The 20,887-nt window shown below is 61.8% G+C and carries 20 protein-coding genes; 8 read left to right on the forward strand and 12 right to left on the reverse strand.

Going from position 1 to position 20,887, the window contains the following annotated elements; all coding sequences use genetic code 11:
* From K5607_RS09425 to fabA, 4 genes are all read right to left on the reverse strand, one after another.
* Entirely contained in the window at nt 1-2,556 is a 2,556-nt protein-coding gene (locus tag K5607_RS09425; protein ID WP_054773440.1) for a GAF domain-containing hybrid sensor histidine kinase/response regulator, read from the reverse strand.
* An 83-nt stretch (nt 2,557-2,639) separates the two neighbouring features.
* Nucleotides 2,640-3,539: a tRNA 2-thiocytidine(32) synthetase TtcA gene (gene ttcA, locus K5607_RS09430; RefSeq protein ID WP_054773439.1), complete on the reverse strand. Its 900-nt coding sequence runs from the start codon at nt 3,537-3,539 to the stop codon at nt 2,640-2,642.
* Entirely contained in the window at nt 3,529-4,749 is a 1,221-nt protein-coding gene (gene fabB / locus K5607_RS09435; RefSeq protein ID WP_221046863.1) for a beta-ketoacyl-ACP synthase I, read from the reverse strand. Before fabB ends, ttcA begins: the two co-directional genes overlap by 11 nt.
* A gap of 14 nt (nt 4,750-4,763) precedes the next feature.
* Complete coding sequence (gene fabA / locus K5607_RS09440; protein WP_221046864.1) at nt 4,764-5,279, reverse strand: 3-hydroxyacyl-[acyl-carrier-protein] dehydratase FabA; 516 nt, start codon at nt 5,277-5,279, stop codon at nt 4,764-4,766.
* Between the two features lie 145 nt (nt 5,280-5,424).
* Here fabA and K5607_RS09445 point away from each other — a divergent pair, with 145 nt between their 5' ends.
* Nucleotides 5,425-5,901 carry an MEKHLA domain-containing protein gene (locus tag K5607_RS09445; protein WP_054773438.1) on the forward strand — a complete coding sequence of 159 codons (477 nt, stop codon included), beginning with the start codon at nt 5,425-5,427 and terminating at the stop codon, nt 5,899-5,901.
* 13 nt (nt 5,902-5,914) lie between these two features.
* Here K5607_RS09445 and K5607_RS09450 read toward each other — a convergent pair whose 3' ends face one another.
* From K5607_RS09450 to nagZ, 4 genes are read right to left on the reverse strand one after another with little or no spacing between them, the layout of a single operon-like run.
* Nucleotides 5,915-7,624 (reverse strand): tetratricopeptide repeat protein, encoded by a 1,710-nt coding sequence (locus K5607_RS09450; protein WP_221046865.1) that lies wholly within the window; start codon nt 7,622-7,624, stop codon nt 5,915-5,917.
* Nucleotides 7,625-8,365 carry an S-methyl-5'-thioinosine phosphorylase gene (locus tag K5607_RS09455; protein ID WP_221046866.1) on the reverse strand — a complete coding sequence of 247 codons (741 nt, stop codon included), beginning with the start codon at nt 8,363-8,365 and terminating at the stop codon, nt 7,625-7,627. It abuts the gene before it with no gap.
* A gap of 9 nt (nt 8,366-8,374) precedes the next feature.
* Complete coding sequence (locus K5607_RS09460; protein WP_221046867.1) at nt 8,375-8,926, reverse strand: hypoxanthine-guanine phosphoribosyltransferase; 552 nt, start codon at nt 8,924-8,926, stop codon at nt 8,375-8,377.
* Nucleotides 8,923-9,969 (reverse strand): beta-N-acetylhexosaminidase, encoded by a 1,047-nt coding sequence (nagZ, locus tag K5607_RS09465; RefSeq protein ID WP_246598813.1) that lies wholly within the window; start codon nt 9,967-9,969, stop codon nt 8,923-8,925. Before nagZ ends, K5607_RS09460 begins: the two co-directional genes overlap by 4 nt.
* 106 nt (nt 9,970-10,075) lie before the next feature.
* Between nagZ and K5607_RS09470 the strand changes: the two genes are divergently transcribed.
* Nucleotides 10,076-10,498: a flagellar basal body-associated FliL family protein gene (locus K5607_RS09470; RefSeq protein ID WP_054774594.1), complete on the forward strand. Its 423-nt coding sequence runs from the start codon at nt 10,076-10,078 to the stop codon at nt 10,496-10,498.
* Nucleotides 10,499-10,503: 5 nt separating this feature from the next.
* A complete protein-coding gene (locus K5607_RS09475) occupies nt 10,504-10,848 on the forward strand; it encodes a phenylpyruvate tautomerase MIF-related protein (protein ID WP_054774595.1) in 345 nt (114 codons plus the stop codon).
* A 26-nt stretch (nt 10,849-10,874) separates the two neighbouring features.
* Here the strand turns inward: K5607_RS09475 and K5607_RS09480 are convergent, their stop codons facing one another.
* On the reverse strand, nt 10,875-11,189 hold the full coding sequence (locus K5607_RS09480; RefSeq protein WP_221046868.1) for a DUF1244 domain-containing protein: 315 nt from the start codon (nt 11,187-11,189) through the stop codon (nt 10,875-10,877).
* A gap of 209 nt (nt 11,190-11,398) precedes the next feature.
* Between K5607_RS09480 and K5607_RS09485 the strand changes: the two genes are divergently transcribed.
* Genes K5607_RS09485 through K5607_RS09500 form a run of 4 tightly spaced genes read left to right on the forward strand, consistent with a single transcriptional unit; the run spans nt 11,399 to nt 13,515 of the window.
* Entirely contained in the window at nt 11,399-11,941 is a 543-nt protein-coding gene (locus K5607_RS09485; RefSeq protein ID WP_221046869.1) for a septation protein A, read from the forward strand.
* 4 nt (nt 11,942-11,945) lie between these two features.
* Nucleotides 11,946-12,248: a YciI family protein gene (locus tag K5607_RS09490; RefSeq protein ID WP_054774596.1), complete on the forward strand. Its 303-nt coding sequence runs from the start codon at nt 11,946-11,948 to the stop codon at nt 12,246-12,248.
* The gene (locus K5607_RS09495; RefSeq protein WP_221046870.1) at nt 12,245-12,541 is read left to right on the forward strand and encodes a BolA family protein; all 297 of its coding nucleotides are present in this window, start codon (nt 12,245-12,247) and stop codon (nt 12,539-12,541) included. Before K5607_RS09490 ends, K5607_RS09495 begins: the two co-directional genes overlap by 4 nt.
* A complete protein-coding gene (locus tag K5607_RS09500; protein WP_221046871.1) occupies nt 12,538-13,515 on the forward strand; it encodes a peptidylprolyl isomerase in 978 nt (325 codons plus the stop codon). Before K5607_RS09495 ends, K5607_RS09500 begins: the two co-directional genes overlap by 4 nt.
* Before the next feature lie 107 nt (nt 13,516-13,622).
* Here K5607_RS09500 and K5607_RS09505 read toward each other — a convergent pair whose 3' ends face one another.
* From K5607_RS09505 to K5607_RS09515, 3 genes are all read right to left on the reverse strand, one after another.
* Entirely contained in the window at nt 13,623-16,364 is a 2,742-nt protein-coding gene (locus K5607_RS09505; protein ID WP_221046872.1) for a hybrid sensor histidine kinase/response regulator, read from the reverse strand.
* Nucleotides 16,365-16,370: 6 nt separating this feature from the next.
* Nucleotides 16,371-16,886, reverse strand: a complete 516-nt coding sequence (locus tag K5607_RS09510; RefSeq protein ID WP_221046873.1) for a TOL_0243 family YfiR-like periplasmic protein — start codon at nt 16,884-16,886, stop codon at nt 16,371-16,373.
* A gap of 89 nt (nt 16,887-16,975) precedes the next feature.
* Nucleotides 16,976-18,991: a TonB-dependent receptor plug domain-containing protein gene (locus K5607_RS09515; RefSeq protein ID WP_221046874.1), complete on the reverse strand. Its 2,016-nt coding sequence runs from the start codon at nt 18,989-18,991 to the stop codon at nt 16,976-16,978.
* A gap of 564 nt (nt 18,992-19,555) precedes the next feature.
* On the opposite strand from K5607_RS09515, the gene K5607_RS09520 reads away from it, so the two are divergent.
* Nucleotides 19,556-20,884 carry an ATP-binding protein gene (locus tag K5607_RS09520; protein ID WP_054773095.1) on the forward strand — a complete coding sequence of 443 codons (1,329 nt, stop codon included), beginning with the start codon at nt 19,556-19,558 and terminating at the stop codon, nt 20,882-20,884.
* Nucleotides 20,885-20,887 lie beyond the last annotated feature (3 nt).

The raw sequence follows: 20,887 nt of genomic DNA on the forward strand, positions 1-20,887 counted from the left end.
TCATGGAGGTAACGCCTCCCGCAAGCGGACCAGTAGCGCATTCAATTCGTCGCCGAACTGCCGCAACAGCTCCGGGTCGGGTTGCGTCCCGTCGAACTTGAGCGCTTTGTCCAACGTGACCGCCCTGGCACGCAATATCTGGGCGCCGACCTGTCCCGCCGTGCCTTTTATGCGATGCACCAACACCGCCAATTCGTCCCAGGATTGGTCCGCGACCGCTGCCTCCATGCCTAGGCGCGCCTCCGCCAAGGTGTCCCGGAACAACAGAAGAAGCTCGCGTAAAAACGCCGTATCCCCGCCGAGGTCCTGCAACACCGGCACGAAATCGAAACCCTCGATTTTCATGAAAGAGGCGCCGCTGTCTCCTCCGGTTCCGACCGGCTCCGCCTGCGGCGCGCTGTGAGGCGCAATCCGCTTGATCAGCACGCGCATCAGTTCCTTGGGGTCCAGCGGCTTGGCCAAGTGGTCGTTCATGCCGGCCAAGAAACACGCCTCCTTGTCCTGCAGCATGGCGGCGGCAGTCACGGCGATGATCGGCAAGTCGGCCTTACCGGGCAACAGGCGAATGCGCCGGGTGGCGTCGATACCGTCCATGACCGGCATGTGCAAATCCATCAACACGGCATCGAAAGACTCCCGCTGCACCGCCTCCAACGCCTCCTTGCCGTTTGCCACGATCACCGGCTGCAAACCGGCGCGGCGCAAATAATTATCCGCAACCTTTTGATTCAGCAGATTATCCTCGGCAACCAGGATGCGGGCGCCACGAATGCCCTGCGCCAATTCCACGTATGGCACCGGCGCTTGGGGGGCTGGAACGGCCAACTCCTCGACCGCCTGCGCATTGCCCAGCCCCAATTCCAACGTAAAGCTGAAGATGGCGCCCTTGCCCGGCTCGCTGTCGACGCCGATCTCGCCCCCCATCATTTCCACCAGCCGCTTGCAAATGCTCAAGCCCAAGCCCGTGCCGCCGTATTTGCGGGTGATGGAGCCGTCGGCCTGGGTAAAAGGCACGAACAAGCGGCCCGCTTCCTCCCGGCTCAAGCCTATGCCGGTGTCCTGCACGGCAAAACGCAGCCGCACCAGGCCGTCGCTGCCCCCGATGCGGCCCACTCTCAAGCTGACGCCGCCTTGCTCGGTGAATTTGAGGGCGTTGCCCACCAGATTGTTCAGCACCTGGCTCAACCGTATCGGATCCCCCAGCAAGCGGCGCGGCACGTCCGCGTCCATGGTCATGGCCAGGGTCAAACCTTTCTGCTGCGCGGTGGCGACAAACAACCCGCGCACGTTTTGCAGCACTTCGCCCAGATCGAACTCGCTGCGGTGCAGCTCCAACATGCCGGCTTCTATTTTGGAGAAATCCAGTATGTCGTTGATGATGTGCAGCAGCGCGGTGGAGGACTCGTAAACCTTGCCGATGCAGTCTTGCTGCTCCGCGGTCAAACCGGTCTCCATCGCCAATCGGCTCAAACCGATGATGGCGTTCATCGGCGTGCGAATTTCGTGGCTGACGTTGGATAGGAATTCCGATTTGCTCTGGCTCGCCTTGACGGCGATATCGCGACTGTCCTTCAGCGCCGCCTCGAAACGATCTTGCTCGTCCCGGGCCTTCGCCCGCTCGATCGCCAAGCCAGCCAAATAGGCCGCGGATTGGATCAGTTCCAAATCGCTGGGCTGGGGCCGCTTGGAAACGGGGTAATACATCGCCAACACGCCCAGCACCTCGCCCCTGGCCGACTGCACCGGCTCCGACCAGCAAGCCCGCAAGTCGGCCTCGGCCGCCAACTCGCGGTAATTGGCCCACAACGGATCGACCTGAGTATCTTCGACGATGACCCGCTGATGGCGGAAAGCGGCGGTGCCGCACGACCCCGCCCCCTCGCCGACCTCCAATCCGTCCACGGCGCGGTTGTAGAAGTCGGGCAAGCTGGGCGCGCTGCCCACGCGCAAATGGCGGCCGTCGGCGTCCATCAACAACACCGAGCAGCGCAGCTTGGGCCGTAACGCCTCGGCCATGCGGACGATGCCTTCCAGCACCAGAGGCAAGGGCGCATCCTTGGCCAGCATTTCCAAAATGCCGTTGCTAGAGCGCTGTAGCGCCTCCACCTGCTTCCGCTCCTGAATTTCCCGCTGCAAGCTCGCCGTCGCCGCCTCCCGTTCCGCCATTTGGAGCCCCAGCTGCGTGGTGCTGGGCAAGGTCAGCAAGATAGGCATGAACTTCCACACGACGCCGGCCGCCAGCAAGGACACGGCTGCGGTCACGGCCATGACGCCGCCTTGCAGCCAATACCACGGCTGCCAGAGGGTGAGAATATCCATCACGTGGCTCAGGCCGCAGGCCATGATGAAGATGGCGAAAAGCCAGTGCAGCGACTTGAATCGGATGTCCGAACGCCTCCGCACGAAATAAAAAATAGCGAAGGGAATGGAGAAATACGCTAAAGCCGTCAGACCGTTGGCGATGGCGTGCAAGTACACCAGCCAGGGATTCCATAACAGGCAATAGCCGTGGGGAGTCATATCGGCCAGCAATCGCGAGATTGGATCGGTTTCCATGCCAGTTGCCAGCGTAAGGAGTGAATCAGCGTCTTTGAGTATAAAACGCGCCGTTCCCCAGGGAGAACGGCCCGCAGCGATACTCAAACGGCAAGTATATCCAATCCGGCGTCGTTAACAGCAGCCGATGCCGCATCGTCCCGCCGCAGATCCAAACCGATAAAGTCGAACAGCGCACGATCCAGCAGCTGAGACGGCGCGACGTTCTGCAACGCGGTGAAGATGGTTTCCACCCGGCCCGGATGCTGCTTTTCCCAACCGCGCAACATCTCCTTCATGGCCTGGCGCTGGAGGTTTTCCTGCGAGCCGCACAGGTTGCAGGGGATGAGAGGAAAACCGCGCTGCTCGGCGAACTCGGCGATGTCGTCCTCGCGGCAGTAAGCCAGCGGGCGGATGAGGATGTGCTTGCCGTCGTCGCTGAGCAGCTTGGGCGGCATGGCCTTCAGCTTGCCGCCATAGAACAGGTTGAGGAAGAACGTTTCCAGGATGTCGTCGCGGTGGTGGCCCAGGGCGATCTTGGTCATGCCGTGTTGTTCGGCGAAGCCGTACAGCGTGCCGCGCCGCAGGCGGGAGCACAAGCCGCAGGTGGTCTTGCCCTCCGGCACCACGTTTTTGACGATGCTGTAGGTGTCTTTCTCGATGATATGGAAAGGCACGCCGATGCTGCCCAGGTACTCCGGCAATACGTGCTCGGGGAAACCGGGCTGCTTTTGGTCCAGATTGACGGCGATCACCTCGAACTTGACCGGCGCGCTGCGCTGCAAGCTGAGCAGGATGTCCAGCATGGCATAGGAATCCTTGCCGCCGGACAGACAGACCATGACCCGGTCGCCGTCCCGGATCATGTCGTAATCGGCAATCGCCTGCCCCGTTGCATGGCGCAGGCGTTTTTGCAGCTTGTTGAACTCGTACCGCTTGCGGCCGGTGAGCGAGTCTGCGGGGATGTGGATTTCCTGGATGGAGACAGCGGCCTCAGCCGTCATAACGCTGGAACACCAGGCTAGCGTTGGTGCCGCCGAAGCCGAAGCTGTTGGACATGATGGCGTTCAACTGCACGTTGTCCTGCCGCTGGCGCACGATGGGCATGCCCTCCGCTTCCGGGTCGAGGGTTTCGATGTTGGCGGAAGCACAGAGGAAGCCCGCCTCCATCATCAGCAGCGAGTACACCGCCTCGTTGACGCCGGCGCCGCCCAAGGCATGGCCGGTCAGCGACTTGGTCGAGCTGATGGCGGGGGCTTTGTCGCCGAACACTTCACGGATCGCCTGCAACTCTTTCAAATCGCCCACCGGCGTGCTGGTGCCGTGGGTGTTGATATAGTCGATGGGCCGGCTGGCGGTTTCCATAGCCAGCTTCATGCAGCGCGCGGCGCCTTCGCCGGACGGGGCCACCATGTCGTACCCGTCGGAAGTGGCGCCGTAGCCCACCAGTTCGGCGTAAATCTTCGCACCGCGCGCCTTGGCATGCTCCAACTCCTCCAACACCAGCACGCCGGCGCCGCCGGAAATGACGAAGCCGTCGCGGGTGACGTCATAGGCGCGGGAAGCGGTCTGCGGCGTATCGTTGTATTTGGAGGACAGGGCACCCATGGCGTCGAACAGCATGGTGAACGACCAGTGCACTTCGTCGCCGCCGCCGGCGAAAACGATGTCCTGCTTGCCCAGCTGGATCAGCTCCATGCCGTTGCCGATGCAATGGGCCGAGGTAGCGCAAGCGGAGCTGATCGAGTAGCTGACGCCTTTGATGTGGAACGGTGTCGCCAAACAGGCCGAGTTGGTGCTGGACATGCTGCGCGGCACCATGTACGGCCCCATTTTTTTCGGCCCCCCGCTCTTGCGGGTGATGTCGGCCGCCTCGATGATGTTGGCCGTGGACGGGCCGCCGGAGCCCATCACTAGGCCTGTGCGGAGATTGGAGACGTCATTTTCCGCAAGCCCGGCGTCGTCGATGGCCTGTTGCATCGCCACATAGTTGTAGGCGGCGCCGTCGCCCATGAAACGGCGAACTTTGCGGTCGATCAAGTCCTCCAGATCGAGTCGGATGGGGCCGTAGACATGGCTGCGGAACCCCATATCCCGATATTCCTCGGAAAACGCCAAGCCGGAACGGCCTTCGCGCAGGGACTCCACCACTTCGTTCTTGTTATTGCCGATGCTGGAAACGATGCCCAGCCCGGTGATTACCACACGTCTCATAAGCCTTATTGACCTCAAAAAGCGCCGTTGATTGTGAACAACCCAACCCGCAAATCCGTCGCTTCGTAAATGACTTTGCCGTCGCACTCCAATACCGCGTCGGCGATGCCCATCACCAGCTTGCGCATCAGTACCCGTTTGAGATTGATGCGGTAAATCACTTTTTTGTTCTCGGGCAACACTTGGCCGGTAAATTTGACCTCGCCCACGCCCAAAGCCCGGCCGCGGCCCGGCCCGCCCATCCAGCCCAGGTAAAAGCCCACCAGCTGCCACATGGCGTCCAATCCCAAGCAGCCCGGCATTACCGGATCGCCCTGGAAGTGGCAATCGAAAAACCACAAGCTGGGGTCTATATCCAACTCGGCGACGATAATGCCCTTGTCATACGCTCCGCCCACGGAATCGATCTGGCTGATGCGGTCGAACATGAGCATGGGCGGCAACGGCAGCTGGGCGTTACCGGGGCCGAACAACTCGCCCCGACCGCACTGTAGCAACTCCTCCCGAGTGTAGCTGTGCTTTTTTTGCATGTAATTATTATGTTCCGAAAAAGGCCGTGTAAAAAAATGCGGCTATTCTAGCAGCACCGGGGACGTTGCAATACCCTCGCCGATCATTCGCGGGGACGCCAGTTGCGTTTACACTAGGGCGCCGCCCCGAACAGCGCATTTTAACATGACCTCACTTCCGCCAAACCCCGACAACGACTATTTAGCCGCGCACGCACAACTCTTGATCGCCAGCTACCGTCATTGGTTCGGAGCGGAGCTGCTGCCGCCGGCGGCTTCCCCGGCGGAAACGGCGCGACGCCTGTTCGAAGCGGAGTTCGCAGTGTTATCCCACGACACAGGGCCGGAGCCCATGTTCAATTACGCCAACCGCAGCGCGCTGGCGCTGTTCGAAATGGACTGGCGGCAGTTGCTCGCCACCCCTTCCCGCGCGTCCGCCGAAGCCGTCAAGCAGGAGGAGCGGGATCGCATCATGGCGCAAGTGAGCGCGCAGGGCTACATCGACGATTACGCCGGCATACGCGTATCCCGCAACGGCCGGCGCTTCCGCATCGAAAACGCCCGCGTTTGGAACCTCGTCGACCCCGAAAACGGCGGCTACGCGGGTCAAGCGGCGGCGATCCCCGCTTGGCGATTCCTCTAGCGGTCGTCCGGACCTAACCCAGCAGTTGCAACAACCAAGGCGATTGCCGCAACCAGTCGAGGTCGGGATCGGTAAGCACGTGTTGGGCCGGCGGCAAACGCCCGGTTTCCTTAGCCTTGAGCAGCCACATGCGGGCCTCCGCCTCGTCGCGGCGCAGGGAGGCCAGACACGCCAAATCGTAAGCGGCCACGCCCGGTTGCAAGCGCTCGGCTTGCCGAAAGCGGCGGCTGGCCTCGTCCAGCAATTGGCTGCGCTGCTCGCCCAACGCGCGGTTGGCCTGCTCCAACAACACCAAGCCCCAACGGTTGACCACGCGACCGTCGTCCGGGTGCAAGCCGGCCGCGGCGGCGAATTTTTCCTCGGCGCGACGGTATAGCTCGTCGGCCTCCGCGCCTCGCTTGCCCGACGCTTGCCGCAGCAAGGCTTCTCCCCATTGCCACAGGGCCTCGTGGAATCCGGGGCGCATCTCCAGCGCTTGCGCGTATTTTTCCGTCGCCTCCTGAAACAACGTATCGGAAGCATCGCCCAGTTGGATTTCGGCCAACCCTTGCAACACCCGGCCCCAACCGTAGCAAACGTCGGCGTCGGGGCGCACGCCTAAGGCGGCTTTGTATTTTTCGGCGGCGGCGCGGAAATAACGGGGCGCCGACTCGCGATCCGCTTCGCCTTGAGCTTGCAGCGCAGCGCCCCAGCGGGCATAGGCGTCGAAATTGCCCGGTTGCAAATCCAGCACCTGGCGGAACAATTCGCCCGCGCGGGCGTAACAGCGGCCGGATTCCGCCGTCGCGGCGCCGCCGGCTTGCCGGCAAAGGTCGTCGGCCTGCTCCAACAGGCACCACACCAGGAGGCGCTTGCCGTTCTCCACCTCCTCCGCATCAACGCCGCTTCCCGAGTCCTCCACCGCGCCCGCCAACCCCGCAGCCGCGGCGTCGTAATCGCCCGCCAGCACGGCCAACTGCACCTGATACTGCCGCGCAATCCGCCGCCGCTCGAAATGGTCCAATATCCCATCGCCGCCCAGGCCCAAATCGGCCGCATCCTCCAACAAGCGACTCAGGGGAGCGGCGGGCGTCAGCTGAATCGCCCCGTCCGCCAGGGACAACTGCGGCAGCCGGGCAATGCAGTCCCGCACCGCGGCGATGGGCTGGCGCAGCAGTTCCGGAGGAAAAACATGGAGACCGCGCGCCAGGGAAACCAGCAACGAATCTGGCGCCATATCGGGCAGGGCGTGCGCAGAGCGGAATTGGGTGTTTTGTTCCGCGCCGGGGGCGAACAGCGTGCAAGGGCTTTGCATCAAGGCGGGATCAAACCCTCCGCCGAGGCAGTCGATAATCACCGACGCAGGCGGCAAACGCTGCCAAACCTGTCGTTCGTGTTCCGCCGAAACGGCGCCTACCCTGCCCCCCTGCCCGTGCCGTAACAACAAAGCAGGCCCCGAACCGTCCGGCGGCAAGGCACCGGACGCCAGGTCGTATACGGCAGGCACCACACCGGTCAGCACGCACGCCTCCAACCAGCGGGAATCGGCTCCGTCCAGCACCGCCCACTGCACCCAGCCGTCTTTCAATAGCTGCGCCAGCGTCAGCTGCGCCCAGCCTTCGGCCGGCGTCGATCCCAGCAGCGCCACGGCGCTGCCGCCGCCCCGCCGGCTTTGCGCCAGCGCCTTCAAAAGTTCGTCGACATTCCTGTCCAAACGCTCCCCCCGCACGTATCGCGTGGACACTCAGCCGCTACCGATCAACGCGATCAACAGTTTGCCGGCCTTGTCCATGCCGTCGAGCAACGCCGCCTCGATGTCGGCCATGGTGATGATGTCGTCGGTTTTGCCCGCGCCCCAGTTGGCCACCACCGCCAAACTGGCGTAGTCCAATTCGAGCTCTCGCGCCAACGCCGCCTCCGGCATGCCGGTCATGCCTACCAGCGTGCAGCCGTCCCTTTCCAACCGGGCGATTTCGGCGGCCGATTCCAAGCGCGGCCCCTGGGTACAGCCGTAGGTGCCGCCGTCGACCACGGCGATGCCGGCGGCCTCGGCGGCGCTCAGCAAGCGCCGGCGCAGAGCTTGGCTATAGGGCCAGGTGAAGTCGATATGGGTCACATGATCCAGCTCCCCCTCGAAAAAAGTGGAGCGCCGTCCCCAGGTGTAATCGATGATTTGATCCGGTACCGCCAACACCGCCGGCCCCATGTCCGCGCGGATGCCGCCCACCGCCGCCACCGCGACCACCTGCTCGGCGCCCGCCTCCCGCAAAGCCCACAGGTTGGCGCAATAATTGATCTGATGCGGCGGGATGGTGTGCTTTTCGCCGTGGCGGGCCAGAAACACCACCGGTTTGCCGGCCAACTCGCCGAAAACCAGCGGCGCGGAGGGGGAACCGTAAGGCGTATCGACCACGCGCCGTTCGCTAAGTGTCAGTCCCGGCAACTGGGCCAAGCCGGTGCCGCCGATGATAGCCAGTAGTGTCATCGCTTTTTCTCAAACCTCTTTGCAGGCATAAATGCCGGGCGCGTTGCGCAAATATCCCTTGTAATCCATGCCGTAGCCGAACAAGTAACGATTGCCGGTACGCAAGGCGATGAAATCGGCGCGGCAAGGCTTGGGCTTGCCCAAATCCTTCTCCACCAGCACGGCGGTATGGACCGAAGCAGCGCCTTGCTCGTGGCAATAACGAATGATTTCCGCCAGGGTGATGCCCTCGTCCAGCACGTCGTCGACGATCAGCACGCTACGTCCGCGCAGTTCGGCGGACGGTTCCAGCAACCAGCGAATCGTGCCGCCGGAAATGGCGCCGCCATATCGTGTGGCGGTAATGGAATTCACTTCCAAGGGAAAAGGCAGCTGCGGCAGCAGACGGCCGGCGAACACCACGCCGCCATTCATGACGGCAAGGATCAGGGGATTGCTCTCCCCCAAAAGCGCAGTCACCTGCGCCGCCAGCTCCGTTACGGCTTCCTCGACCTCGCCTTGGTCGAACAAACAATCGGCTTCCGCCTCGACCCGCCGCACCTCGTCCAAACTCACCGTCATGCACCGTCTCCCGTTATCAAGGGTTGCACTAATTCGACCGCCCGTCGCCAACGGGCCGTCTGTTCCAATTCCGCCCAGGGCAAAGCGCCGGGCCTGCGCAAAGCGGCAAGCCTGCGGGCCGACTCGGGCAGTTCCAATCCGTCTAGGGATTCCACCACCTTCGCCGCAGCCTCCGGGTTGTTGCATACCAAAACCATGTCGCACCCCGCATCCAGCGCGCTACGGGCGCGCTGGGCGAAATCGCCGATGGCGGCCGCGCCTTCCATGGACAGATCGTCGCTGAAGATCACGCCTTTGAAGTCCAGCCGCTGACGCAGCACGTGCTGCAACCAGAAGCGGGAGAAACCGGCCGGGTGCTGATCCAGGCTGGGATACACCACATGGGCGGGCATAATCGCGTCCAGCCCCCGGGGAATAAGCCGGCGATAGGGCAATAAGTCGCGGCTCCAGAGCACGTCCCATGGCCGGTCGTCCACCGGCAGCGCCAGGTGGGAGTCGGCCGCCACGCCGCCATGGCCGGGAAAATGCTTCCCGACCGCCGGCATGCCCGCCTCGGCCATGCCGGCCATGAAAGCCGCCGCCAAGTGCGTGGCGGTTTCGGCATCGCGGGCGAAAGCGCGATCGCCGATGATTTCGCTGACGCCGCAGTCCACGTCCAACACCGGCGCAAAGCTGAAGTCGATATCCACCGCCCGCACTTCCGCCGCCATCAACCAGCCGGCTTCGCGCGCCAGCGGTTCGGCCGCCGCCACGTCGCCGCCGCAGTGTTCCAGATAGCGGGCCGCCGCCGGCAGCCGCGTATACCTCGCGCGCATGCGCTGCACCCTGCCGCCTTCCTGATCCACCGCCAGCAACAATTCGCCGCGCCGCGCCGCGCGCACGTCGGCCACCAGGGCGGCGGCCTGGCGCGGCGATTCGTAATTGCGGCTGAAAAGGATCACTCCGCCCACGGCGGGATGATTCAGCAACTCCCGCTCCTCTGGAGCGAGGGTCGTGCCTTGCAGATCCAACATCACCGGGCCGACCGGCTGACTATCGAGCATGCGTAAATTCCGTGAAGTCCCGTGCATGGCCGTCGATTATAATCTACCCATACAAGCTGAACGGGGCTAAATTAGCCGCCCCATTACGACGGAGACTAGATAGGCCATGCGAACCATCGCTACGTTACTGCTGGCGCTGCTGCTCAATGCAGCGTGGGCGGCAGAGGAACACGGCAGCAGCCACGGGAGCGAAGGAAACGCCGAAAACGCCGGACCAGCCGTCGAATACGTGCTGATGGAGCCGCCTGTGGTGGTCAATCTGAACGGTGCGCGCCGCTATTTGCGCGCCGATGTGCAAATGCTGGTGGAAGGCGCGGAAAACATCGCCCGCATCAAGACCCATATGCCGGCGCTGCGCCATACGCTGATCATGCTTTACGCCAACCGCGATCCGGCCACGTTGTCCAACGTGCAGGAAAGGGAAAAACTGCGCGCGGAAACCCTCGCCGAAATCACCAAGACGCTGGATCAATACGGCTCCAGCGAAGGCCTTAAGGACATTTTCTTTTCCGGATTCCTGGTGCAATAACCGCCATGCCATACTTGAAAATCGTCACCAACGCGGATTTGCCCGCCGACGCCCGCCCGGCGCTGCTCGCCCGCCTGTCCAAATCGCTGGCCCAACAATTGGGCAAGCCAGAGCGCTACGTCATGATCGAAGCGACCGGGGGAGCGGCGCTGCTGTTCGGCGGCAGCGATGCCCCCGCCGCCTACGTGGAACTGAAAAGCATCGGTTTGGACACCGCGCGGACGCCATCCCTCTCCAAGGCGGTGTGCGAATCGCTGCATGCGGAACTGGGCATCACGCCGGAACGGATTTACATCGAATTCATCGACATCGCCGGCCATCTGTGGGGCTGGAACAGCGGAACCTTTTGAAAGCCGCCGAGGGCCGGACGCCGCCCTCAGGTATTGCCCGCGGCGGCCTTGCGCTGCTGGCGCTCCTCGTACAAGCGCAACTGTTCCGGCGTCGCTTCCAACTGGTGTTTGGCCTTCCATTCCGCGTACGGCATGCCGTAAATGGCCTCCTGGGCCTCGGCATAATCCAGGGCGACGCCCCGCTCTTCGGCCGCCGCCTTGTACCACTTGGCCAGGCAGTTGCGGCAAAAATCGGCCAACACCATCAACTCGATGTTTTGCACTTCGGGATGGGCGCGTAAATGCTGGACCAGTCGCCGAAATGCCGCGGCTTCGGCTTCGATTCGAAGTTTTTCTTCCATAGGTATTCGGATGGCCCTATTGTGAGTGGAACGCTTCGCGCTATTATACGTCCAATCACCCCGTCGCGGAGCTTGCGGCCAGTGGACACGGCGGCGCTGCAATGCCGTCAGGGGGTTGTTTTTAATCGCCGTCCGCAACGCCTAAAAGCTTATCCTGCCCACCCTCGACCCCGGATATCCAGCAGTCCTCCAGACGCCCAGTTCAAGCCATGAAACTCCTGTCCGATTTTTTACCCGTCCTGCTGTTCTTCGTCGCCTACAAGTATTACGGCATCTATCCCGCCACAGCCGTCGCCATGGCCGTCAGCCTGGTCCAGGTGGGTTACGCCTGGATTCGCTACCGACGAGTGGAACCGATGAACCTGCTGACGCTGGCGATCATTTTGTTGTTCGGCGGCGCCACGCTGATTTTCCACGACGAACAATTCATTAAATGGAAGCCCACCATCATCAACTGGATGTTCGGCCTGGCCTTCCTCGTGTCGCGGTGGTGGGGCGACAAACCTTTGCTGGAGCGCATGCTGCAAGGCAACCTGGAGCTGCCGGAAAACGTATGGCGGCGCCTAAACTATCTGTGGATCACGTTTTTCCTCTCCGTCGGCGCGGCGAATTTACTGGTCGTTTACAATTACGACACCGAAACCTGGGTCAACTTCAAGCTGTTCGGCATGTTGGGACTGACCCTGGCTTTCGTGCTGGGACAGAGCATTTATCTGTACCGCTATATGCCCCAACCGTCCGCCGAGGAGTAACCGTTTGTTCTACGCCATCATCGCCGAAGACCACCCCCAGAGCCTGGAAGCGCGACTCCAGGCCCGCCCGGCCCATTTGGCCCGGCTACAGGAACTGCAAAAGCAAGGCCACTTGCTGCTAGCGGGGCCCCATCCGGCCATCGACAGCGAGGACCCGGGCGCCGCCGGCTTCAGCGGCAGCTTGGTGGTGGCGCAATTCCCCAGTCTGGACGCCGCCAAGCAATGGGCCGCCGCCGACCCGTATTTGGCCGCCGGCGTCTACAAAACCGTTACCGTGAAACCGTTTAAAAAGGTATTGCCCGCATGACGCCGCGCGCCGAAGCAGTCCACGCCCGCCTGACGGAAGCCCTGTCCCCCGCCCACCTGGAAATCGTCGACGACAGCATGGCCCACGCCGGGCATGCCGGCGCCATGCAAAGCGGCGGCGGACATTTTTACGCGTTGATCGTTAGCGAATCGTTCGCCGGCAAAAGCTCGGTGCAGCGCCACCAAATGGTCTACCGCGCCTTGGGCGACATGTTGCGCAACGACATCCACGCCTTCAGCATGAAGGTTTACACCCCTTTAGAGTACCAATCACAAAAGGAAGCCACTCGATGAAAAAGCCCTCCCTATTGGCCGCCGCCATTGCCGCCGCCCTGGCCGCGGCCGGTTGCGAACAACAGCCCGACGCCGCCAAGCCGGCGGCATCCGCCGCACCGGCAGCGCCCGCCAGCCAGGCGGCAGCCCCGGCGGCTAACCTGGGCGAGACGGTGGCCACCGTCAACGGCAAGGCCATCAGCAAGGCGGAATTAGCCAGCTTGACCGAGGAAATCGCCGCCCGCGGCATGGCCGACCGGGTCACGCAAACTCAGCTGCTGGACGAACTGATCAAACGCGAGCTGTTGCGCCAAGAAGCCGAAGCCCAACACCTGGAAAACACGCAGGACACGGCCGCCCGCCTCGCCAACATTCACCGCGCCGTCCTGGCTCACGCCGCCGGCCAGGCTTACGTGAAGGCCAACCCCATCACGGACGACATGGTCAAACAAGAATACGACCGTCAAATCGGCGGTTCCAAGGCCACTGAGTTCAAAGCGCGCCATATCCTGGTGAAGACCGAACAGGAAGCCAAGGACATCATCAAAAAGCTGCAAGCCGGCGCAAAATTCGACGAGCTGGCAAAAAAGCATTCCGGGGATCCGGGCAGCGCGGCCAAAGGCGGCGACCTGGGCTGGTTCATGCCGCAGCAAATGGTAGGTCCTTTCAGCGAGGCGGTAATCAAGCTGGAAAACGGCAAGTTCACCACCGAACCGGTGAAAAGCGATTACGGCTTCCACGTGATCCTGCGCGAAGACTCGCGCGCGAAAACCCCGCCTCCGTTTGAAGCCGTCAAGGATCAGCTGCGCGACTCCTTGCAGAACACCGTCATGCAAAAGCACCTGGAAGAGCTCCAAAGCAAGGCCAAGGTAGTCCGCAACGACGCCAAGCCGGCTGAAGAAGCCGCCCAGCCGGCGGCGGAAGCCGCTCCGGCCAAGGAAGCGGAAAAACCGGCCGCCGCTCCCGAGCACGACCATCCGGCGGAAGCCCACTAAACGCCGGCCGATAAAAAAGCCACCGCCCCTGAAAGGCGGTGGCTTTTTTTATGGCCAGCGCGAACGCCCAACCAAACCCGGTTTTCCCGAATCGGCGGAGCTCCCGCTCAACCGGTTAAGCAGCGGTCCAATCCTTCGGACACGGCTTGCAGCAACCGTTCAATCCCCGCCAAATGGTCCACGGCATTTTCCCAATTCCCCGCTTTGAGCCGCAGCTCAAACGCCAGGCACGCATCCGCCAGCGACATCGCGCCGACCGCGCCCGCGCTGCCTTTCAGCGTATGGATGGAGCGCTGCAGGGCGGCGACGTCCGCTTGCGCCAGGGCGACCCTGGCCGCTTGCAACTGCAGCGTGCTGGTCTCGTGAAACTTCCGCAGGAAATCCGGCAACTGATCTCCCAGCAGTTCGCGCAACTCGGCGATGGCCGCCTCGTCCAACAACCGGCCCGCGGCAATATCGCCCGATGCCGTATCCGTATCGTTCACCTCGTCACCCCCAGGAGTTTGTATCGAAAGCGGCCGTGTTACCCAGCGCTGGAGCATTTCACGAATCTGCTCCCGCTTGAACGGCTTGGTCAAATAATCGTCCATGCCCACTGCCAGGCAACGCTCCCTGTCTCCCTGCAACGCGTTGGCGGTCAGGGCGATGATCGGCGTTCGCCGACCGCCGGAATCCGCCTCTTTGCGGCGAATCGCCTGGGTCGCCTCGTAGCCGTCCATTTCCGGCATGAGGCAATCCATAAAAATGCAATCCACTACATGATGCTCCAGAAAACGCAATGCCTCCAGTCCGTTGGCGGCCACGTCCACGCGATGGCCTTGCTTGACGAGCATGGCCTTCGCTACAACCATGTTGGTCGGATTGTCGTCCACCAGCAAGATATGCATGCCCATCGCAGACGCTACGGACGTTTCCGTCAAGGCCTCGGCACGCGGAGATTCCGCCAGCCTCGCGCTTAGCACACTGTACAAGTCATTGATTTGAACCGGCTTAATCAGTAACGCACGAATGCCGGCGGCACGCATTGCCTCCGGGGAAACGCTGACCGAGCTGAGCATCACCATATCCGTGTCGGCCAAGCCCGCCTCGGCGCGAATGGCCTTCGCCAATGCCGAACCGTCCATATGGGGCATCTGGAAATCCAACAGCACCGTGTCGAAAGCCGATCCCGAGCGCTGCGAATCGCGCATCCGCCCTATTGCGGCCCGCGGATCGCTTTCGCAGGTCACGGCCACCCCCCAGTTCTCCAGGTAACGGCGCACGATCAATAAATTGGTGTCGTTGTCGTCCACCACCAACACCCGCATTCCACCCAAAGGCCGGTAATGCACGAGGTGCTCCCTGCCATGGGCGAAGGTGATGGTCACCGCGAATGCCGTGCCCTTGCCCTCCTCGCTTTCGACCTCGATCTCGCCCCCCATCAAGGCCACAAGCTGCTTTACGATGGTTAAACCCAGTCCGCTGCCTCCGTATTGACGGGTGGTGGAACCATCCGCCTGGGTAAAGGCGTCGAATAAACGCGGCAGTTTTTCCTTGGCGATGCCGATACCGGTGTCGCGCACGGTGAACCGCAAGGTGCTGCTGGATCGGTCGCCGCCCACCACCTCCAACGCTACGTCGATCTCGCCCGCGGCGGTGAACTTCACCGCATTACCGATCAAGTTCGACAGCACTTGACGCAAGCGCATCGGATCGCCGCGAAGAAAATTCCAAACGCCGGGAGCGGTGGAACAGGTCATTTCCAGGCCTTTACCGTGGGCTGAATCGGCAAAAATCGCCGCGCACTGCTCCACCAGTTCGACCACGTTGAAATCGACGGTCTCCAACTCCATGCGGCCGGCCTCTATCTTAGACACGTCGAGAATGTCGTTGATAACGGACAGCAACATTTCCGCCGCGCCATGGGCCTTGGCCATATAGCCGCGCTGCCCGGCGTCCAGAGAAGTGTCCTGCAGCACATCCAGCAAGCCGATGACGCCGGCCAGGGGGGTGCGCAATTCGTGGCTCATATTGGCCAGGAACTCACTTTTCGCGCGGTTGGCGCCCTCGGCGGCCTCCTTGGCCGCCAGCAGTTCCTTGGTGCGCTCGGCCACTTTGGAGGCCAACTCCGACTGGTAGCGCTCCAACTCCTCGGTGCGGTTTTGGACGATTTCCAGCATCTCGTTGAAGGCCGAGGCCAAACGCACCACCTCGCCGCTGCCCTCCACCGCCGCCCGCTGCCGATAGCTCTTGTCGCGGCAGACCTCTCCCATGAGCTGCGTCAGCGCCTCCAACGGCCGCGAAATAAAGCGCTGCAGCAAGCCCACCAGAACGAATGCCACAAAAAAGGACACGGCGAAGATGGTGCCGGTAAACAGCAGGTTATGGCGAATTTGTTGACGCTGGCCGGACAAGTCCAGCATCAGGAGTACATCGCCGATCCGGCGGCCGTCTTGCTGCACGGGGAGGAACGCCCTGAGCAGTTCCCCCTCGATAACATAGCCGTAAGCGCCGGCGGCGGGGTAAGCCGAGAGCAAACCGGCCCGCTCGGGGCGAAATACCGTTTGCGCCAGCACGCTGCCGTCGCCGTTGAAAATAACGCCGGCCAAGACGTTGTCGCTGGTCCCCAGGGCGGACAGTATTTCCGTCGCCACCGCGCCGTCCTGGAACGAAATGGCCGCCGTCGCGTTGGCCGCCACCAATTTGGCCATGGCCATCGCCTGGCGTCCGGACTCGGCCTCCAACATGACGCGCTCGTTTTCCGCCACCGTGACAAACGTGCCGGCAAAAGCCAAGGACATGACCAAGCCGACGATAAACGTCAACTTTTGTCCGATGGAACGGCTGCGCAAATAACGACGTAGAGACATAAGCCATCAATCCTTAAGGTCAGCGTTCCGAACAATTTCCGCCAAGCGCAGCAAATGGGCGCTTATCCGCACATTACCGTTTTTTGCCGCGTCGAGGTTGATGGCAAAGCGCAATTTGTGTTGCCGCACGACAAAACCGATCATCACCCCGGCCTCGGCGTAGCCGTCCGCGTCACCCACGGTCAAGACCCCGGCGCCGGCCAGGTCGGCCAGGACTTTCGGCAATTGGGGCCGTTCGGACTCGGCGATGAACAGCATATGGCAACGGTGCGACTCGGAGGCTTGCCTGATCTCCTTCACCACGACCGGCAAGCCCAAGGCTGTTTTGCTTTGCAAGGGCTGCAGCGACGCGCCGAACGGATTCTGGCCCAACACGCACAAGGCGAACTCGGCGCCGCCCTGCTTGTTGTCGGGCCATTCCACGTACTGGATGAAATTGAAAAGAAACGCGGCCTTCAATGGGTAGCCGCCTTCGGCGTCCGCCGCCGGCGCGGGATCGGTGCGGTTCGCCCCGCCCGCCATCGCGAGCGCCCCGGCGGTAAACAGCACGGCAAACAACAAACAACGCTGGCAAAAAAGCCGGGGAGTGCGACCCGGCATGGGGCGAACGGCTAAAACTTCCATTGGGCGCGGGCGAACACGCTACGCGGAATCTCCGAAGGAATTAATCCCTGGGCATCGACGTATTCCAAATGGCGGTTGTCGATGAGATTCTGCCCGATCAAATCCAGTTGCACATTGGCAACCGGCGCCCAGCCGATACGCGCATCGACCCGAACGTATCCCCCGGGATGCACGCCCGGCATGGTGCTGATTTCGTAGGGCCGGCTGTCGACGTAATAGGCCGTGCCGTCCAACTCTATCGTTTCGGTGAGGTTGAACAAGGAACGGATGCCCGCCGTGTTTTGCGCTTCGCGGCCTTCGCGAGACGCTTCCACGCCGGTATCGTTGCTGCCCGGCCGACGATGCATAAACAAGCGTAAATGACTGTAATTGGCCGACAAACGCCAATCGCGGGTCGCCTGCCACACCACCGAGGCCTCCACCCCCAGGGTTTCCGCGCTACCGTCCTGGCGCACCGCGTACGGCAGGTAATAACTGCCCGTCCGGGCGTCGAACACATAGGCGGAACCGGCCTGTCTCGTCTGCAAGTCGCTGTAGCGATTGTAGAATCCCGCCACATCGAAGGACCACGCCTGGTTGGGCGTAAAGCGGTAACCCAGCTCGAAACTGTCTTCCTTTTCCGATCCGAAAGCCGAATTGCCGACAATGCGATATTCGCAATTGTTTTGGATGGTCGAGCGAAGGTTGGGCGTTTGGCAGCTACCCGGCAACTGCATGCGGGCGAAGTTGATGTTCAGGTCCTGGTCGGTGCGCACCGCCGTGCGCACGGCGCGGCTCACCGCCGCCCAGGCGCGCTGGCTGTCGTCGATGGTCCACAACAAACGGCCGGAAGGTTGGGCCTGGGAGCCGGCGAAGCCGTTGTGCTCGTATTTGACGCCCGCCATAAAATCGAGGGTGTCGGGAATCAGTGTGATGTCGTCCTGGACAAAAACGTTGAAATTGCTGATCTTGCGCTTTTGCGGCGTGTAGTACACCAAGTCCGTTCCGGCCAGATCGTCGCTGATATAGCGGTAGCCGCCCCCCGCGACAATATTGTTCCAGTCGTTCCAGCGATAATTGAACTGGGTATCCAAATCGTAGGTATGGACGTCCTCCACGCCGATCAGCGCGTCGCGCCGGTAATGATCCCAGTAGGCCTGGGTTTCGGCGCTCAAATTCTTATCGAAGCGGTGTTTCCAACGCCCCAATAGATTCTCGCCGCTGGTGCGTACCGTACCGTTGACCATGGCGGTATTCGGCGCGGCGAATTGCGGATTGGCCACGCGGCGATCCAAATCGCCCTGGTAAAAATCGCCTTGGAAAGTCGCGCTGTCCTTGTCCGTCGCGTCCCAATCCAAGCGGAAGCCGCCGCGGTTATCTTTGCTGCGGTCGTTGTTGTCGCGATTGTCGAATCCCACCTCGGCGAACTGGCCGCGCGGCAAGGGACGGGGATCGCTGACCTTGTCGAAATTGTCGCGCGTGTTGTGCTTGGCGTAGAAGCGGTAATAAGCGTTATCGCCGATTTTTCCGCCGTAACGGGCCGCGCCGAAAGCGGTTTCCTGATTACCGCCGCCGCCGGAAACCAGGCCGCCCTGGGTATCCGCCGCCGATTTGCTGATGATATTGATAATGCCGTTGACGGCGTTCGAGCCCCACATGGTGGCCCCGGGACCGCGAACCACCTCGATCCGGTCGATATCCTCCAGCATGATGTTCTGCTGGTCCCAATACACGCCGCCGTAAACCGGGTTGTACACGCTGCGGCCGTCCACCATGACCAGCAGCTTGTTGCTGTATATGCCGCCGAACCCACGCGAGGATACCGACCACAGGTTGTTGGTCATCTGCGCCACTTGCAGTCCCGGCACGAAGCGCAATACGTCGGGAATGCTGTTGGCGCCGGAGCGGCGAATGTCCTCTTGACTAATCACCGTCACGGCCGCCGGGGTTTTCGACAAGGGCTTCGCGGCCTTGGAGGCCGACGTGACGTCCACCTCCATCAGATCCTGGATGCTCAGATCCATCAATTCGCTGCCGTCGCCCGCCCATGCCGCGGCCGGCAAAACGAGGAATAGGCAAAGCGCGAGATTTTTCGGGATAAACGCGGGCATAGTGGGCAACAGCTCATCGGTTAGCCGAAAATACGGCTTCGGGCGCGTCACGTGCGGCACGCCACCGATTCGGCCGGGCGGCCAAGTAAGGCGATTTTAACATGGCCTGCCCTCCGCCGCCTCCCGGCGGAAAGGCATCGCCCAGCCAAGCTCGCGCGAAATAAATCGCCGCGCAACAATCCTCAGGCGAATAGGATCGAAAGGATTTTCGAAGGGTTTGCGATAATGGGCGACGGAAAGCCGCGAAGGCAATAAAAAAGGGAAAAGCTGGAAAGGCTTTTCCCTTTAAGGCACGAGGAGAGTAATTACAAGCGCTTCAACCCTAGGCGTTCGCTTGGAAAGCGGCGAACTTGCCTATCTGGAATGGGTAATAGCTTAGCCTCGTCAAAGCAAGAAGAAAATGCGGCAAATTGTCGCAGTCCGGCCCCCAAAGGGAAACCTGTACAATATGGCTTAACCACAGACACCTCGCTTGCCATGGATAACCTCATAGAAGCCGATAGCGACGCCACCTGCCGGGAACACTTGTATTGGCTGTTCCGGCTGCGCAATCTCATGATCGGCGGCATCGGATTGCTGCTCATCCTATCGGTCTACGGGCTCGATATTCCTTTGCGCCAAGCGCCGCTGTTGGGCACTTTGTGCGTATTCGGCGTCTTCAACTGGCTGACCCTGCTGCGGCTGCACTCCGATACGCCGGTGCAGGTATTCGAACTGTTCCTGCAAATCGCCGGCGATATATTCGGCATCAGCATATTGCTGTATTTCACCGGCGGCGCCACCAACCCCATCGCATGGTTCTTTCTGCTGCCGCTGATTATCGCCGCCACGGTGCTGCCGCAAACCTACACCTGGTATCTGGTGATTTTCGCCTCCAGTTGCTATACGGTCCTGATCGGCTACCACGTGCCGCTGCCCAATATCCAACCGGCCATCGCGCCGGAAATGATGCCGGGCAAGGTGCAAGCCCTTATGGAGCATAACCATCTCGAATTACACGCCTTCGGCATGTGGTTCGGCTTCGTTTTCAGCGCCGGTCTGGTGGCCTACTTCGTGGTGGAAATGGCCAATACCCTGCGCGAACGGGACCGTAAGCTGGCGGAAGCGCGGGAGCAATCGTTGCGCAACGATCGCGTCATTTCCCTCGGCACCCTGGCCGCCGGCGCCGCCCACGAAATGGGCACCCCCTTGGGCACCATGGCCATTTTGCTCAAGGAAATGGAGCACTTCCACAACGGCGAAAACGACGCGGACCTGCGCGATAAATTAAAAATACTGCGCGATCAGGTGGATCGCTGCAAAGAAGCGCTATCGGTGATGTCCGCCTCGGCGGGTCAGCTGCGCGCGGAATCGGGCCGCAAAATGCGGTTGGACAATTATCTGGCCGACGTCATCAGCCAGTGGCGCAGCCTGCGCCCGGAAGCGCCGCTGGAGTTCGACGCCGAAGGAGCCAAGCCGACGCCCTGCATCATCGCCGAACGCACGTTGACCCACACCCTGATCAACATCCTCAACAACGCCGCCGAGGTTTCGCCCAAATACGTCGGATTCCGCGCCCGCTGGACCGGCAACCGCATCACCCTCGACATCAGCGACCACGGCCCCGGCATTCGCGAGGACTTGTTCGCGGTGTTGGGCAAACGCCCCATCACCACCAAGGAACAAGGTTTGGGCGTCGGCTTATTCCTGGCCCATACCACCATCGAACGCCTGGGCGGTAAAATCGAAATACTGCCCAACGTCGAAATCGGCGCCTGCATTCGCATCCAACTCCCATTGCTGCCGACGGATAGCTGTGACAACTGAATC

The sequence above is a fragment of the Methylogaea oryzae genome (genome assembly GCF_019669985.1).
In the GTDB taxonomy this organism is placed as follows: Bacteria; Pseudomonadota; Gammaproteobacteria; order Methylococcales; family Methylococcaceae; genus Methylogaea; species Methylogaea oryzae.